Genomic DNA, 15,239 nt, shown 5'->3' with positions numbered 1-15,239 from the left:
CATCTTCCAACCTATACGCTCGGGGCGATGTTTGGGAGATGAATTCCCGCTGGCGCGGGAATGACGGCGAGCGTCCATCAGCTTACGCCTTGTTATCGTCCACTTCGGAGAATTCAGCGTCGACGACATCGTCATCCGCCTTCGGCGCGTCCGCGCCCGGAGCAGCCGCAGCCGCCTGCTCCTTCTCGTAAATGGCCTGGCCCAGCTTCATCGCGACCTGCGCCAGTTCCTGCGCCTTCGCCTTCATTGCTTCAGCGTCGCCGCCCTCGACCGCCGATTTGGTCGCGGCGATCGCGGTCTCGATTTCCGACTTCAGGCCGGCATCCACCTTGTCGCCATGCTCGGAAAGCTGCTGCTCGGTGGTGTGGATCAGGCTCTCGGCATTGTTCTTCGCCTCGGCCGATTCGCGCTTCTTCTTGTCTTCCTCGGCAAAACGCTCGGCGTCCTTGACCATCTGGTCGATGTCGGCGTCCGAAAGGCCACCCGAAGCCTGGATGCGGATCTGCTGTTCCTTGCCCGTGCCCTTGTCCTTGGCATGGACATTGACCAGACCGTTGGCGTCGATGTCGAACGTCACCTCGATCTGCGGCACGCCGCGCGGTGCAGGGGGAATGCCGACCAGGTCGAACTGGCCGAGCAGCTTGTTGTCCGCCGCCATTTCGCGCTCGCCCTGGAACACGCGGATCGTCACCGCCTGCTGATTGTCATCGGCGGTCGAATAGACCTGCGACTTCTTGGCCGGGATAGTGGTGTTGCGGTCGATCATGCGGGTGAACACGCCACCCAGCGTCTCGATGCCCAGCGACAGCGGGGTCACGTCCAGCAGCAGCACGTCCTTGACGTCGCCCTGCAACACGCCCGCCTGAATGGCGGCGCCCATGGCGACGACTTCGTCGGGGTTCACGCCGGTGTGCGGTTCCTTGCCGAAGAAGTCCTTCACGGCCTCGCGCACCTTGGGCATGCGGGTCATGCCGCCAACCAGCACCACTTCGCTGATCTCGCTCGCGGATACGCCGGCATCAGCCAGCGCCTTCTTGCAAGGCTCCATCGTCCGCTTGATGAGGTCGGCCACCAGCCGCTCCAGATCGGCGCGGGTGATATTCTTCACCAAATGCTTGGGACCATTCTGGTCAGCGGTGATGAAGGGCAGGTTGACTTCGGTCGATTGCGCAGAAGACAGCTCGATCTTCGCCTTTTCCGCTGCTTCCTTCAGGCGCTGCAAAGCCAGCTTGTCCTTGGTGAGGTCGATGCCCTCTTCCTTCTGGAAGCCGGATGCCAGGAACTCGACCAGCTTGGCGTCGAAATCCTCGCCGCCCAGGAAGGTGTCGCCATTGGTCGACTTCACCTCGAACACGCCGTCGCCGATCTCCAGGATCGAGATGTCGAAGGTGCCGCCGCCAAGGTCATAGACCGCGATGGTCTTGCCGTCCTGCTTCTCCAGCCCATAGGCGAGCGCGGCCGCGGTCGGCTCGTTGATGATGCGGAGAACTTCCAGGCCCGCGATCTGGCCGGCGTCCTTGGTCGCCTGACGCTGGGCGTCGTTGAAATAGGCGGGAACGGTGATGACTGCCTGCGTGACCGTTTCGCCCAGATAGCTCTCGGCGGTTTCCTTCATCTTCTGCAGGGTGAAGGCGGAAATCTGCGAGGGCGAATAATCCTTGCCGCCGGCATTGACCCAGGCGTCGCCATTGGGACCCTTGGCGATGCTGTATGGCACCAGCTCCATGTCCTTCTTGGTCATCGGATCGTCGAAACGGCGGCCGATCAGGCGCTTCACCGCAAAGACCGTATTGTCGGGATTGGTGACGGCCTGACGCTTTGCGGGCTGGCCGATCAGTCGTTCGCCATCCTTGGTGAAGGCGACGATGGAGGGCGTCGTGCGCGCACCTTCCGCATTTTCGATAACCTTGGGCTTGCCGCCATCCATCACAGCAACGCAGCTGTTGGTGGTGCCCAGGTCGATACCGATTACTTTTGCCATTGTGTCCTCTTTGAACCCCAAATCATATTCAGCGGTTGACGGCCCCATACCTCACGAAAGCGCCAAGGCAAGGGCGTTTGCGCAAGGGATATAGGCGCGCTTTTGCTTGGCACAAGAAGCTGTGACGATTACCTCTGGGAAACGACCGGAAACGGGACATCAAGAAAGCCATTGCCCATGCGCGCATTTTACCCCCTGATCGCCCTTGCCGCCCCTCTGGCCCTCGCCGCCTGCGGCGACCCCGCGCCCACCTATGTCGACCAGGCCTGGGTGCGGCTCAGCCCCAACAAGGACACGCCATCCTCCGGCTATTTCGTCGCCCATGGTGGTGATGCGGATACGGCGCTGCGCGGCGTGCTCACGGACTATGCGCTGAAGGTCGAGATGCATGAGAGCATGAGCGAGGGCGGAAAAATGACGATGAAGCCGCTCGACAGCGTTCCCATACCGGCAAAATCCAAGGTCGCCTTCGCGCCGGGCGGCAAGCATCTGATGCTCTGGGGCGTCAACGACACGGCCATCAGCCGCGGCAAGATGACGCTCACCTTCCTGCTCGCCAATGGCGACCGCCTGCTGGTCGACGCCATCATCCAGAAGCCCGGCGGCGCCGCGCCCGCCCCCGCTCCCCAAGGGAAGGAGCATGACGCGCATTGACCGGGCGCCCGCTGACCGAGGCGGAAGCCGCCCTCGCCCGGTCGGTTTTCGCCGCCGCCATCGACTATCGGCGCGTACGCGTGCACAACCGCAAATGGTGGCCGTTTCAGCCGCGGCAAGTCACCATGGCGCCCGACGGCAACCTCTGGTTCCATCCGGAAAGCGGCCTGTTCTGCGCCGATTTCTGCGATAGTCCGCTACACATCCAGGGTCATTTCATCCATGAAATGACCCATGTCTGGCAGGCGCAACAGGGCGGCAGATGGTATCTGCCGCTGATGCGCCACCCTTTTTGCCGCTATGACTATGAGATTGTGCCGAGCAGGCCCTTTCGCCGCTATGGCCTGGAACAGCAGGCGGAAATCGTGCGGCACGCCTTCCTCATGCGGCGCGGGATTCGCGTGGAAGGCAAGCCGCCGCTGGCGACCTATGAAGCGCTGCTGCCGTTCGCAGGGGAAGGGAATGACAGGATCGGCCGATCGTATTCTTAACCATAAACGCCAGACCGCCTTCAAAGGGGGACATGCTGCATCCCCACGCCCTGTCCCCTGTCGCCTTCTCTTTTAAAATTAGGCTTTTGCGCGGAGAGCAAGCCATGCAGGTCGACAGCAACGACACTCTGTCCGAACGGGCGGAGCTCCACTTTCTAGCAGCATTGGTGGACGAGCTGATGCGCAAGCTGCTGGTTTCAGGCGTCCTCAGCCAGGCCCAGCTCAACGAGATAGAGCAGCAGGTCTCCCGTCGCGTCGGGCACAGTCCCCGCGCCTGGTAGTCTTTCAGGCCGCTTCATCCTGCTATATCATCGCCGGATGCGCGTCCTGACTGCCCTCCTGCCCCTCGCGGTCTTCCTTGCCGGACCGGCCTTGGCGCAAGAGTCCCGGTGGGCAGGTCATTATTATCTTAACGGGGTGATGGAGACCGGCTCGGAACTGATGCTCCGCCCGGACGGCCGTTTCCAATGGTATCTGGCCTATGGCGCGCTTGATCTGTTCGCGGAGGGTCGATGGGCCGAAAAGGACGGATCCGTCATCCTCACCTCCGAAAAGACGAAGGATGTACCCGAACCAGGCTTCGAGACGCTTGTCCTGAAGATCAAGGACAGGTCGCTCGTTCCTCCGGACGGCCGTGGCGCCTATGTCCGGCCCTGATGGTGTTTCTATTATCGGACTGCCGGCTCCAGCAGCCGGATCGTACCCGCATCGGCATCGATCTCCGCACGGCAGCCCACCGGCAGACTGAACTGGCTGGCGACATGGCCGAACAGCGCACCCTGGAAGGCCGGAACGCCAAGGGGCGCCAGATGCTGCTGCAACACCTCCGTCAGGGTAAATCCGCCATAGGAAGCGCCGCTCGGGCCGCAATCGGTGCATTGCCCGAACACGACGCCCGCCACCTTGCCCAGCACGCCGGCGAGCGCCAGTTGGGTGAGCATCCGGTCGATCCGATAGGGCTGCTCGCTCACATCCTCGATGAACAGGATCGCTCCGTCGAAATCAGGCAGCCACGGCGTTCCCATCAGCGTCGACAGCACAGTCAGGTTCCCGCCCAGCAGCCGCCCGCTCGCCTTCCCTCCGCGGAACGTCAATATGCGCCCGCTGCGCTGCACCAGCCTGTCTTCATGCCCCTCTGGACTGGCCATCAACGGCGTCGCCCCGTCGAAGGCGACGGCGCGAAAGGCATCCCAGGAAAAGCGCGGCCAACTGCTCGCGGCATTGGGCCCGTGGATCGTGACGAAACCGGCCCGCGCCGCGAACGCCAGATGCAGCGCCGTGATGTCGGAAAATCCGACCAGCAGCTTGGGATTGGCCCGGATCGTCGCGAAGTCGAGATGGGGCAGGATGCGGGCGCAGCCCCATCCGCCGCGCGTGGCGAACACCGCTCGCACCTGCTGATCGGCGAACATCGCATTGACGTCGGCGGCCCGCTCCGCATCCGTCCCGGCCAGATAGCCGTAACGATCGACCAGATGCCTGGCGGGCCTGGGCACCAGCCCCATGGCGACGATCGTTTCCTTGACCAGGTCGAGGTCGAAGGCGTCGTCGGTAAAACCTGCCGGTTCGATCAGGCCGACACTGTCTCCCGGACGAAGCCGGGGCGGCTTCACCGGGCCCGCGGCGGATGCGGCCACGGCACCGGGCGCTGCCATCGCGGCGCCCAGCACGGCCATCAAACCCCTGCGGTCCAGCCTCAAAAGACGCTTCCATTCTTGCGGCGATAGGTGCCCCCGGCCCACTGCATGTCGATGTCGGGATAATGCGCATCCCCCAGTGGAACGCGCCCAACGGCAAGGAACACGCAATCCTCGCTGCTTTCGTTCACCAGCTGATGACCATTGGGCTCGCCCTTCGGGAACGATGCCATATCGCCGACGTGCAGCGGCGTGCGGCTTCCCTCCTCGACCAGCACCGCTTGCCCGCTCAGCATGACGACGAACTCGTCCTCATCCTCATGCCAGTGCCGCTGGGATGATGCCGCACCGGGCTTCAGAACCACATGGCTGATGCCGAAATCGGACAGGCCGGTCACGGGGCCCAGCTTGCGCACCCACCGCCCGGCGACCGCACCGGCATAAACCGGCGGATAGCCCGTTCGATTGGTCTCTTCGACGGCCGCCAGGTCAATCTTGGGCATGACATATCCTCCTGCCGGCAGCGCCGCTTGCATCCTATGCATGCGCGCCTCGCACCCATTCCAGACAGCTTCAAATGCGCGTCGGCCTTCAACGCATTTTGCGAGCCACTGTCTGTTCCAGACAGCTTCAAAATGCGCGCTGGTCTCTAACGCATTTTGCGAGCCGCTGTCTGTTCCAGACAGCTTCAAAATGCTCTAACGCAACCCCATGAGCAAGACCAGCGCCGATGCCAGATCCATCGACATAGCCGAACAACTGATCGCCTGTCCGTCCGTGACGCCCGCCACGGGGGATGTGTTCGCGGTGCTGGAGGCGATGCTGAAACCCCTGGGCTTCACCATCGACCGCTTCCTGGCGGGAGAGGCACCGGACGGACCGGTAGAAAATCTGCTGGCGTGGCGGACAACCGGGCCGGGCAGGCATTTTGCCTTTGCCGGGCATCTGGACGTGGTTCCGCCGGGCAATGGCTGGGCGAGCGATCCGTTCACGCCAGAGATACGGGGCGACCTGCTTTACGGGCGCGGCGCCGTCGACATGAAGGGTGCGATCGCCGCCTATGTCGCCGCTCTGCATGACCTGCCCGAAGACCTGCCCGGCACGATCAGCCTGATCATCACGGGCGATGAGGAAGGCGCGGCTGTCCATGGCACTCTGGCCCTGATGGACCGGATGGCCGCCCATGGGCTGCGCCCCGACCTGTGCCTGGTGGGCGAGCCCACCTCCTCCCGGCGACTGGGCGACGTCATCAAGATCGGCCGGCGCGGATCAGTCAACATGTGGATCCATGTCGACGGCGTGCAGGGCCATGTCGCCTATCCGCATCTGGCCGACAATCCGATCCCCCGCCTGATCCGCATCCTGTCCGCCATCGACGCTCTGGTGCTGGACGAGGGCAATGACTGGTTCCAGGCGAGCAATATAGAGATCACCGACCTGAATGTCGGCAACCCGACCACCAATGTCATCCCCGCCGCCGCGCAGGCCCGCATCTCCGTCCGCTTCAACAACGAACATGGCGGCGCGGAACTGGTCGACCGCATCACCGCCATCGCCGCGGCCGAAGGCGGCAGGGTGGACGCGAAGATCAGCGGCGAACCCTTCCTGACCGAACCCGGCATGCTGTCCGACATGGTTGCTGGCGCGATCCGCGACGTGACCGGGGTGGTGGCGGAACTGTCGACTACCGGCGGCACGTCCGACGCCCGCTTCCTCTCGCGCCTGTGCCCCGTGGTCGAATTCGGCCTCAACAACGCAACCATGCACAAGCTGGACGAAGCGGTGGCTCTGGCGGATCTGCGCGACCTGACGGAGATTTACCGGCTGGTCACCATGCGCGCGCTGGCGACCGGGACGCCCGCCCAGTCATGAGCCCTTGAGGGTCAGCTTGAAATTGCCCTGGCCACCGGCGAAGCTATGGCGAAACGGGCGAGATAATCCTCCTCCCTCATCGGCCGCGCCAGATGGTAGCCCTGGAACAGCGTGCAGCCGATCACGCGCAGCATTTCCATCTGCGCCTCGGTCTCCACGCCCTCGACAACCACCTCCATGCCCAATCCCTGGATCAGCCCGACGACCGCACTGCAGATCGTGCGCGCTTCGGCCGAAACGGCGATGTCGCGGACCAGCGAGCGGTCGATCTTCACCCGGTCCACGGGCAACTCCCGCAAGCGCGACAGGTTGGAATAGCCGGTTCCGAAATCGTCGATGGCGATGCGCACGCCCTCCCGCCGCAGGGCGCCGATCTGGTCCAGCGTCCGCGCCTTCATCTCCATCGCAAGCGATTCGGTGATCTCCAGCTCCAGCATGACCGCCGGCGCCTGATGCGCGTCGATGGCATGGCGCAGGCGCATGAAGAAATCGGCCTGGCTCAGCTCGCGGGAAGAGATGTTGATGGCGATCCGCTGCCTCACCCCGGCCCGCGCCCAACGCGCCGCCGTCTCGCACACTCGTCCCATGACCCAGTCGCCCAGCGCCACAATGGCGCCGCTTTCCTCCGCCACGGGCACGAAAGAGCCGGGCATCACCAGATCGCGTTCCGGATGCGCCCAGCGGACCAGCGCTTCGGCCCCGATTGCCCGACCACTGCCGATCTCGATCTGCGGCTGGAATTCGAGGAGGAACTCCTCCCGCTGCAACCCCAGCAAAAGGTCGCGTTCCAGTTCGGCGCGGTCGGCCGCTTCAAGCGCCAGTTCGGCGGTGAACATCTCCGCGCGGTTACGGCCCTGACGCTTGGCATGATACATGGCGATGTCGGCCGATCGCAGCAGCGCCGACAGAGTGTCGCCATGCTCGGGATAGCAGGCGACGCCGATCGAGGCGCCAAGGTCGACATGCTGGCTGCCGAGGTCAAAGCGTTCCCGCAGCGCGAACTGGATGGCGCGGGCGATGCGCCCGGCACTGTCCAGGTCGGCCAGGCTGGGCACGAACAGCGTGAATTCGTCGCCTGCCAGGCGGCCTATCAGGCAATCGCCCGCACCCGCGCTCGCCTGCGCCATGGCGACTTCGCGCAGGCGCCCCGCGACACGCGCCAGCAACTGGTCGCCCGCCGCATGGCCCAGCGTGTCGTTGACCCCCTTGAACCCGTCCAGATCGATGAAGAACAGTGCCGCCAGCCCTTCTTCGCTGCGCTCGGCCAGCAGGCGTTCGACCTGCCGGCAAAAGCTGGCGCGGTTGGCAAGGCCAGTCACCTGATCGAACAGGGCCAGCGCCTGCACATGGTCCAGGTTGGTGCGGACCTGGCTGAACAGGCTTTCCATCGCCACCGACAGGTCAGGCAGCTCCAGGCCGATCTCGCGCGGCACGTCCGATTGCAGGTCGCCATGCGCCGCGGCCAGCAGGCGCTCCGTCGCACCATCGATCGCGATCGCGGTCGTCGCCACGGTCCGGCGCGCGGAAGCCCAGCTCAGCGTACCGCACAGGATCGCGATGATGAGGGAGCGGCCAATGCCGCCAATGTCGGTCGCCTGCCCCTGGCCCAGGACCAGCGACAGGATGAACACCAGCGCCCCCGCGGCGCAGGCGAAGGCAGTGGCGCGGCTCGTCAATGTCACGCCCTGCATGTGCCTCCCTGCCCTGCCAGCCCGTCGCGGACTGGATCAGCGGGATATGAAGGGCAGTGGTTAAGAAAAGGTCAGTGGACCCCTCGGAAATGCTTATTTTTTGCGTCGCATTATGACATAGAGTGCGCCTTCGCCGCCATGGCGCTGATGTGCGATCCGCACGCTGGCGATACGGTCGGCATAGCTGCTGGTTTCCAGCCAGTGGCCGATCTCGCCCCGAATGGCGCCGCGCCGCGACCCGCCGCCCGTCGACGAGCTTTTTGGCGGTTTGCCGGTAACGACCAGCATGATGCGGACATCCCGCGCCCAGGCCGCGGCCAGTGCCTGGTTAAGCCTTGCATGGGCCGCCGACAATGTGTGCCCGTGCAGGTCGATGGTCATGTCCGGCGCCAGGTTTCCGTTACGGATTCTGCGCTCCCAGCCCGAATCCAAAATGGCGGCCGGGGTACGGCCCGGCGCCGGCGCCACCCTCTGAACGGAGGGAGCCGTTAACCCTGTCCTGTCCTGTTCGGGGACGGGAAGCGTGGGGAGGGAGAGCGGCCGCGCACCCGGCCGCAGCGGCCTGACCGAGCGGGTCAGCGCCGTCCAGAGCGCCTGTTCATCGGAAGAGAGACTCCGTCGGGGCATGGCCGCATGCGGTCAGCGCTGCTGGGCCAGCCGCGCCGCCGATCCTATCGGCAGCAGGATGAGCGCGCTGCCCCGCGCCGACATGCCGCCCGCTATGCTGCGCGCGTTGCTGCCCGCGCCCCAGAAGCTGTCGAAGCGGTTGGCGCCCTTGATCGCCCCGCCGGTGTCCTGGGCGATCCATATGCCATTGGGTTCGGCCCGGTCGAGCGAAAGCAGCAGCGGCGCGCCCAGCGGGACATAGCTGGGATCGGCCGCCACCGTGGCCTCCGGCGTGACGGCGACGCCCATCGCCCCCAGCGGGCCAGGCCCGGTCAGTTCGCGGAAGAAGACGAAGCTCTTGTTCTCGTTCATGATCGCCGCGCCCTCATCGGGATGGGCGCGCAGATATTGCATGATGTCCTGCATCGATCCGGCCTGGATGAGGCCGCGATCCTTCATCAGCTTGCCGATGCCGGTATAGTCGCGGCCATTCTGGCCGTCATAGCCGATCCGCATGACGCCGCCGCCGGGCAGCAACAGGCGTCCGCTGCCCTGCACCTGCAGGAAGAAGAATTCCACCGGATCGGCCGCCCAGGCGAGTTCCAGGCCCTTGCCCGCCAGCGACCCGCCCACGATCTGCGATCGTTCGTCGAACGGCACCAGATTGCTGCCGTCCACCTTGCCGCGAATGGTCTTGCCCTTCAGGCTGTCGCTGAACAGGCCAAGATTGACATCGATCAGATTGGACGGACGGCGGTAGATCGGCACATCGTAACCGGGCTGCTGCGTCCGCGACCCTGCGATTTCCGGCTCATAATAGCCGGTAACGAATGCCTTTCCGTCGCCCACCTGCACCGCTTCGAAATAGCGGACGAAAAATTCGCTGGCCGATACCTCCGGCCAACTTGCAGCGGCGGCGCAGGCACTGTTCCAGTCCGCGCCGCGCGTCAGTCCGCTCTGGTCGCTCCGCCGCATCAGCGAAGGGCAGGACAAGCGGAAAGCCTGCAAAGCCTTGCGCGAACGCTCCCCCGACGGAATGAGGTCGATGATGGACGGGCCGGGCGTGATCCCTGCGCCGAGGGCGTTGGCGGTGTCGACTGGTGCCGTCACAGGCGGCGCAACCGGCGCGGGCGGACGGGGGGTAGCGGGAATGGGACGGGTCGCTGTCTCACCACCCTCGCGAGGGGGCCGCGTCGGCGCCGGGCCACCCGCTCCAGGAGGTATCACACCGCCCGCGCAGGCAGAGAGCAGCAACGCCGCGGCCAGCGTGCCTCCCGACTGCCCCAGGTTCATGCCGCCTCGTCGGTCTCGCTGAGCTTCCAGTTGGGATCGGTGCTGCGCAGGTCGCGGGTAAATGTCCAGATGTCGTTCGTGCCGACCGCGTCGGTCAGCGAACCGGCAACGACATTGCCGTCCCGGTCACGTGTGACAGCGGCGATGTCCGCCTCGAAACGCAGCGATATCTCAGCCATCCGGCCGGTGACGCCCGCTTCGATGATCTGAACCTTTTCTATGCGGACCAGGCGGTTGTCGAGGACATGGCCTTCCGCCTCCCGCGCCGCGATCGCTTCCTCGAAGGAGGCGAGCACGTCGGCGTCGCAAAGCCACTCCAGTTCCTGGCGGTCGCCGCGCCAAAAGGCTTCAAGGACCATCTTGTAGGCCGCCTTCGCACCTTCCACGAACTGCGGAACGTCGAAGCTGCGGTCCGCCGCGATCAACGCGCGCACGCCCACTTCGCCGCCGGGGGCGATCAGCCCATCGGACAGACGGACCGAATCGCCCGCCATTTCCGGAACGGGGCGAGGCTGCACGATCGTTACCTTGGCACGTTCCTCCGCCGGACGAAGGGCAGGCTCCTGCTCATGCCCGGTGCGCTTGCCCAGCACGGAATATAGCCGCAGCGCCAGGAAACCGGCGATCATGGCGAGGATGACGATCACATACACGGGGTAAAGCACCCTTTGGGTTGAATCTGAAACTGTAACGCGACCAACATAGGCATGTTTCCCTGCATATTCAAATGGCCGCTTTTCAAGTGCCGCATTGCTCCCTCCTGCCGCCCCTGCTAAGCGCGCGGATCGACATGCGCGGGCATTCTGCCTGCCAGGCAAACCTTAAAACCAGGGAAAAGAGATGGCCGAGGAAGCCGATACCATTCAGACAACCGGCAATGGCGCCGACAACGGCCCGCAGATCGCGCTGATCAGCCAATATGTGAAGGACATGTCCTTCGAAAATCCGAATGCTCCCGCCGTCTACCAGTGGCAGGACCAGCCGCAGATCGACGTGCAGTTCAACATCGGCGCCGACAAGGTGGGCGAGGAAGTCGTCGAGATTTCCCTGAAGATCGAAGTCAAGGCCATCGCGCCGCAGGGCACTGCCTTCGCCGTGGAGCTGGTCTACGCCGCGATCTTCGGCATGCGCAATGTGCCAGAGGACCAGATGCAGCCCTTCATGCTGGCCGAAGCGCCGCGCCTCCTCTTCCCCTTCGCCCGCCGCGTGCTGGCTGACGCCATCCGCGATGGCGGCTTCCCGCCGCTGCTGCTCGAACCCATTGATTTCGGCGGCCTCTATGTCCAACAGGCGCAAGCCATGGCCCAGACCACAGGCGAACCGGCCGGCCACGCCTGAGCGCAGCCATGGCTCCCACCCCGTTCGCCCCGAGCGTGTCGAAGGGAATGGCTGAGCCTTCCGAAGCCGCTTCGCTCCGCTCGGCACGGGGTTTCACCCAGCCCTACCCAAGGTTGGTCGTATGAAACTCGCCAAGGCACTCGGTTCGGTCGGCGGTCTGACGCTCGCCAGCCGGGTGCTCGCCCTGGTCCGCGATTCCCTGGCGGCGCGCTATGTCGGCGCCGGATTCGCGTCGGACGCCTTCAACGGCGTGGCCTTCCGCCTGCCCAACATGTTCCGCGCCCTCTTTGCCGAGGGTGCCTTTTCCGCGGCCTTCATCCCGATGTTCAACCGCAAGGCGGCTGGGTCGGGCGGCGTTGCGGACGGCTATCTGTTCGCGGAGCGCGCGCTGGCCGTGCTGCTGCCGGTGCTGGTCGCCTTCACCGCCCTGCTGATCGCGGCGGCATGGCCGATCACCTGGGCGCTCTCCGGCGGCTTTTCCCGCCAGAATCCGACGCCGGAACAATTCGCTTTCGCGGTCATGCTGTCGCGGATCACCCTGCCCTATCTGGCGCTGATCAGCCTGGCCTCGCTGCTGGGCGGCATCCTGAATTCGCTCGACAAATTCTGGGTCAATGCCGCCGCGCCGATCCTCCTCAACCTCGCGATGATCGCGGGCCTGTGGCTGTTCCATGGCGCCGACGAATATGAAACGGCCAGGGTGCAGGCAATCTCCGTCACCGTGGGCGGAGCGCTGCAATTGCTGTGGCTGATCCTGGCCTGCCGCCGGGCGGGCGTGTCGATGCGGCTGAAACGGCCGCGTCTGGACGCCGACGTAAAGGAATTGCTCCGGTTGATCGTGCCGGCGGCGGCGGGGGCGGGAGCGTCCCAGATCAACCTGCTGATCTCCACGGCGCTGTCGGGCTGGCTGCTCGCCTCGGGCTCGATCACCTACATCTATTATGCCGACCGGCTGAACCAGTTGCCGCTGGGACTGATCGGCATCGGCCTTGGCACCATATTGCTGCCGACCATATCCCGGCTGCTGTCGACGGGGCAGGAGCAGGTGGCGATGGACACGCAGAATCGCGGCATCGAACTCGCGCTGTTCCTGACCCTGCCAGCGACCGTCGCCTTCATCACCGTGGCGGAACCGATCGTGCGGGGGCTCTTCCAATATGGCCGCTTCACCGCGCTGGATGCGCAGCGCTGCGGCTGGGCCCTGTCCGCCTTCTCCCTCGGGCTGCCCTCCTATGTTCTCGTGAAGGTCCTGACGCCCGGCTATTATGCCCGCGGCGACACGAAGACGCCCGTCCGCTATGCGATGCTGTCGATCCTCATCAACATCGTCGGCAATATCCTCCTGATCCCGCTTCTGGGTCATGTCGGGCCACCGCTGGCGACGGCGCTCTCCTCCACCGTCAATGTCGCCATGCTCTATTCTACACTTGTGAAGCGCGGCCATTTCGCCGCCGACGGTCAGTTGCGGCGGCGCCTGCCCCGCCTCGCGATAGCGGCGGTGGCCATGGGCGGGGCGCTCTATGCGGGCGAGGGACTGCTCGATCCATGGCTCGGCGGGGTCATGGTCCAGCGCTATGTGGCGCTGGCGGTGCTTGTCGGCGTGGGAATCGCGCTGTACGGGGTGGCCTGCTTCCTGACGGGCGCCTATCGGCTCTCGGACCTGAAGGCGCTGATGCGGCGCAAAAGTGCAACCAAGACAGAGAACGGATAGAAGAATGCGCGTCCTTTCCGGCATCCAGCCGACCGGCAATCTGCACCTGGGCAACTATCTGGGCGCGATCCGCAACTGGGTGCGGATGCAGGACGAGATGGATGCGGGCAGCCAGTGCTTCTTCTTCCTGGCCGACATGCATTCGATCACCGTGCATGAGGGGCGCGAACAGCGCATCCGCAACGTCCGCGACATGGCCGCCGCGCTGGTCGCCGCCGGGATCGACCCCGACCGCTCCGTGCTCTTCAACCAGGCGCGGGTGCCCGCCCATGCGGAACTGTGCTGGCTGCTGAACGGCACGGCGCGGATCGGCTGGCTCAACCGCATGACCCAGTTCAAGGAGAAGGTGGGCAAGGACCGCGAGGGCGCCTCGATCGGCCTGTTCGTCTATCCGGTGCTCCAGGCGGCGGACATACTCGTCTACAACGCCACCCATGTGCCGGTGGGCGAGGACCAGAAGCAGCATCTGGAACTGGCGCGCGACATCGCCACGAAGTTCAACACCGATTTCGGCGTGGAGCTTTTCACCCTGCCCGATCCGATCATCCCCAGGGAATCAGCGCGCATCATGTCGCTGCGCGACGGCACCGCGAAGATGTCGAAGTCCGATCCCTCCGACATGAGCCGCATCAACCTGACCGACGATGATGATGCGATCATGCAGAAGGTTAGGAAGGCCAAGACCGATCCCGAACCACTGCCGGACAATGCCGGCGGGCTGGCCGGGCGTCCCGAAGCGAACAATCTGCTCGGCATCTATGCGACCCTGTCAGGAACGAATGTGGACACGGTCTGCGCCGAATTCGCTGGCAGGGGCTTTGGCGCGTTCAAGCCGGCCCTGGGCGAACTGCTGGTGGAAACGCTCCGTCCCATTCGCACCCGGTTCCTGGAACTGCGGACCAATGACGCCGCGCTGGACGCCATCCTTGAAAAGGGTGCGGCCAGAGCCGCGGCGGCTGCCGACCCCACATTGCGGGCGGCCTATGACGCGATGGGGCTGATGCGCTAATGCCACAGGGGCCGTCAAAATGGCGGCCCCTTCCGGTTCGTGACGGAATAATCCATGCCGCGCCGTCGTAGGGATGGCAGGACATGGTTTGCGCCCGTTCGCCCGTTACGTGCGTTCAAACGATGTTCAGTTGCGTTTTGCTATGGCAGGACGCAAGATGTTTGGCAGGCGTAGTGCCTGATACAGGACGCAAGAAAAATGACCCGTTTCAAAAAGATCGGCCTCCTCGCGGCGCCCGCCCTGGCGCTTGTGGCGCTGTCCGGCTGCGCGACATCGTTCAAGGCTGACGTCGCCCGCTTTCAGCAGCTTCCGGCACCTGCCGGCCAGAGCTTCACGATCGTCGCCGACGATCCGCGCCTGGCAGGCGGCCTCGAATTTTCGCATTATGCCGACCTCGTCGGTCAGCGGTTGACCCAGACCGGCTATGTCGCCGCCGGCGACCCGGCGCGGGCCGACCTGATCGTGCGGGTGGCCTATGGCGTCGACAATGGGCGCGAAAAGGTGCGCTCGACCGGCTTTGGCAACCCCGACCCGTTCTTCTACGGCGGCTGGGGCTGGAGGGGCCGCTGGGGCCGTCCCTGGGGCTATGGCTTTTATGATCCGTGGCTGTTCGGCCCGGGCGGCTATAATGACGTGTCCAGCTACACCGTCTATACCGGCGACCTCAGCATGAAGATCGACCGCGCCGCCGACAATCGCCGCCTGTTCGAGGGCAAGGCGCAGGCCCAGTCGCTGTCGAACAAGCTGACCTATCTGGTGCCGAACCTGATCGACGCGATGTTCACGGGCTTCCCCGGCCAGAATGGCGAGAATGTGAAGATCACGCTGCCGCCCGAAAAGAAGGGATGAGCGGTTTGCCATTCTGATCGAAAATCACTTCGGGCGGCTCCCAGCCATGCCCTTTGCCCGGCGGTCGAGGATCGCCGGGCTTTCTTTTTTGGGCTTGGGCGGTCTGG

16 protein-coding genes are annotated in these 15,239 nt (G+C 64.8%); 9 read left to right on the top strand and 7 right to left on the bottom strand.

Annotated features, from left to right (window positions below; all coding sequences use genetic code 11):
* Nucleotides 1-82 precede the first annotated feature (82 nt).
* Nucleotides 83-1,981 (bottom strand): molecular chaperone DnaK, encoded by a 1,899-nt coding sequence (gene dnaK / locus MRBLSP13_RS05265; protein WP_363739433.1) that lies wholly within the window; start codon nucleotides 1,979-1,981, stop codon nucleotides 83-85.
* A 177-nt stretch (nucleotides 1,982-2,158) separates the two neighbouring features.
* Between dnaK and MRBLSP13_RS05260 the strand changes: the two genes are divergently transcribed.
* The 4 genes from MRBLSP13_RS05260 to MRBLSP13_RS05245 all read left to right on the top strand — a co-directional run bounded on the left by MRBLSP13_RS05260 (nucleotide 2,159) and on the right by MRBLSP13_RS05245 (nucleotide 3,783).
* Nucleotides 2,159-2,635: a copper chaperone PCu(A)C gene (locus MRBLSP13_RS05260; protein ID WP_363753152.1), complete on the top strand. Its 477-nt coding sequence runs from the start codon at nucleotides 2,159-2,161 to the stop codon at nucleotides 2,633-2,635.
* The gene (locus MRBLSP13_RS05255) at nucleotides 2,632-3,126 is read left to right on the top strand and encodes a vgr related protein (protein WP_363739429.1); all 495 of its coding nucleotides are present in this window, start codon (nucleotides 2,632-2,634) and stop codon (nucleotides 3,124-3,126) included. Before MRBLSP13_RS05260 ends, MRBLSP13_RS05255 begins: the two co-directional genes overlap by 4 nt.
* 104 nt (nucleotides 3,127-3,230) lie before the next feature.
* The gene (locus MRBLSP13_RS05250) at nucleotides 3,231-3,407 is read left to right on the top strand and encodes a hypothetical protein (protein WP_166666373.1); all 177 of its coding nucleotides are present in this window, start codon (nucleotides 3,231-3,233) and stop codon (nucleotides 3,405-3,407) included.
* A gap of 37 nt (nucleotides 3,408-3,444) precedes the next feature.
* A complete protein-coding gene (locus MRBLSP13_RS05245; RefSeq protein WP_363753149.1) occupies nucleotides 3,445-3,783 on the top strand; it encodes a hypothetical protein in 339 nt (112 codons plus the stop codon).
* Nucleotides 3,784-3,794: 11 nt separating this feature from the next.
* Here MRBLSP13_RS05245 and MRBLSP13_RS05240 read toward each other — a convergent pair whose 3' ends face one another.
* Together MRBLSP13_RS05240 and MRBLSP13_RS05235 are read right to left on the bottom strand one after the other, a co-directional pair.
* Nucleotides 3,795-4,802 (bottom strand): S66 peptidase family protein, encoded by a 1,008-nt coding sequence (locus tag MRBLSP13_RS05240; protein WP_363753146.1) that lies wholly within the window; start codon nucleotides 4,800-4,802, stop codon nucleotides 3,795-3,797.
* Between the two features lie 20 nt (nucleotides 4,803-4,822).
* Nucleotides 4,823-5,266 carry a cupin domain-containing protein gene (locus MRBLSP13_RS05235; RefSeq protein WP_363739422.1) on the bottom strand — a complete coding sequence of 148 codons (444 nt, stop codon included), beginning with the start codon at nucleotides 5,264-5,266 and terminating at the stop codon, nucleotides 4,823-4,825.
* A gap of 208 nt (nucleotides 5,267-5,474) precedes the next feature.
* Here MRBLSP13_RS05235 and dapE point away from each other — a divergent pair, with 208 nt between their 5' ends.
* On the top strand, nucleotides 5,475-6,635 hold the full coding sequence (gene dapE / locus MRBLSP13_RS05230; protein WP_363739420.1) for a succinyl-diaminopimelate desuccinylase: 1,161 nt from the start codon (nucleotides 5,475-5,477) through the stop codon (nucleotides 6,633-6,635).
* 11 nt (nucleotides 6,636-6,646) lie between these two features.
* Here dapE and MRBLSP13_RS05225 read toward each other — a convergent pair whose 3' ends face one another.
* The 4 genes from MRBLSP13_RS05225 to MRBLSP13_RS05210 all read right to left on the bottom strand — a co-directional run bounded on the left by MRBLSP13_RS05225 (nucleotide 6,647) and on the right by MRBLSP13_RS05210 (nucleotide 10,878).
* Nucleotides 6,647-8,326 carry a putative bifunctional diguanylate cyclase/phosphodiesterase gene (locus MRBLSP13_RS05225; RefSeq protein WP_363753143.1) on the bottom strand — a complete coding sequence of 560 codons (1,680 nt, stop codon included), beginning with the start codon at nucleotides 8,324-8,326 and terminating at the stop codon, nucleotides 6,647-6,649.
* A gap of 93 nt (nucleotides 8,327-8,419) precedes the next feature.
* Complete coding sequence (locus MRBLSP13_RS05220; protein WP_363753140.1) at nucleotides 8,420-8,953, bottom strand: Smr/MutS family protein; 534 nt, start codon at nucleotides 8,951-8,953, stop codon at nucleotides 8,420-8,422.
* A gap of 12 nt (nucleotides 8,954-8,965) precedes the next feature.
* Entirely contained in the window at nucleotides 8,966-10,225 is a 1,260-nt protein-coding gene (locus tag MRBLSP13_RS05215) for a murein transglycosylase A (protein WP_363753138.1), read from the bottom strand.
* The gene (locus MRBLSP13_RS05210; RefSeq protein ID WP_363739559.1) at nucleotides 10,222-10,878 is read right to left on the bottom strand and encodes a Tim44/TimA family putative adaptor protein; all 657 of its coding nucleotides are present in this window, start codon (nucleotides 10,876-10,878) and stop codon (nucleotides 10,222-10,224) included. The genes MRBLSP13_RS05215 and MRBLSP13_RS05210 overlap by 4 nt, the downstream gene beginning before the upstream one ends.
* 187 nt (nucleotides 10,879-11,065) lie before the next feature.
* Between MRBLSP13_RS05210 and secB the strand changes: the two genes are divergently transcribed.
* The 4 genes from secB (at nucleotide 11,066) to MRBLSP13_RS05190 (ending at nucleotide 15,132) form a co-directional block, all read left to right on the top strand.
* A complete protein-coding gene (gene secB / locus MRBLSP13_RS05205) occupies nucleotides 11,066-11,563 on the top strand; it encodes a protein-export chaperone SecB (RefSeq protein ID WP_363739411.1) in 498 nt (165 codons plus the stop codon).
* Between the two features lie 121 nt (nucleotides 11,564-11,684).
* Nucleotides 11,685-13,274 carry a murein biosynthesis integral membrane protein MurJ gene (gene murJ, locus MRBLSP13_RS05200; RefSeq protein ID WP_363753135.1) on the top strand — a complete coding sequence of 530 codons (1,590 nt, stop codon included), beginning with the start codon at nucleotides 11,685-11,687 and terminating at the stop codon, nucleotides 13,272-13,274.
* A 4-nt stretch (nucleotides 13,275-13,278) separates the two neighbouring features.
* On the top strand, nucleotides 13,279-14,283 hold the full coding sequence (gene trpS / locus MRBLSP13_RS05195; protein ID WP_363753132.1) for a tryptophan--tRNA ligase: 1,005 nt from the start codon (nucleotides 13,279-13,281) through the stop codon (nucleotides 14,281-14,283).
* A 198-nt stretch (nucleotides 14,284-14,481) separates the two neighbouring features.
* Entirely contained in the window at nucleotides 14,482-15,132 is a 651-nt protein-coding gene (locus MRBLSP13_RS05190) for a DUF4136 domain-containing protein (protein WP_133653397.1), read from the top strand.
* Nucleotides 15,133-15,239: the final 107 nt, after the last annotated feature.

The sequence above is a fragment of the Sphingobium sp. LSP13-1-1.1 genome (genome assembly GCF_040676415.1).
Lineage (GTDB): Bacteria > Pseudomonadota > Alphaproteobacteria > Sphingomonadales > Sphingomonadaceae > Sphingobium.
Note: the sequence above shows the minus strand (reverse complement) of the source record. Positions and strands in the feature narration are given on the sequence as shown.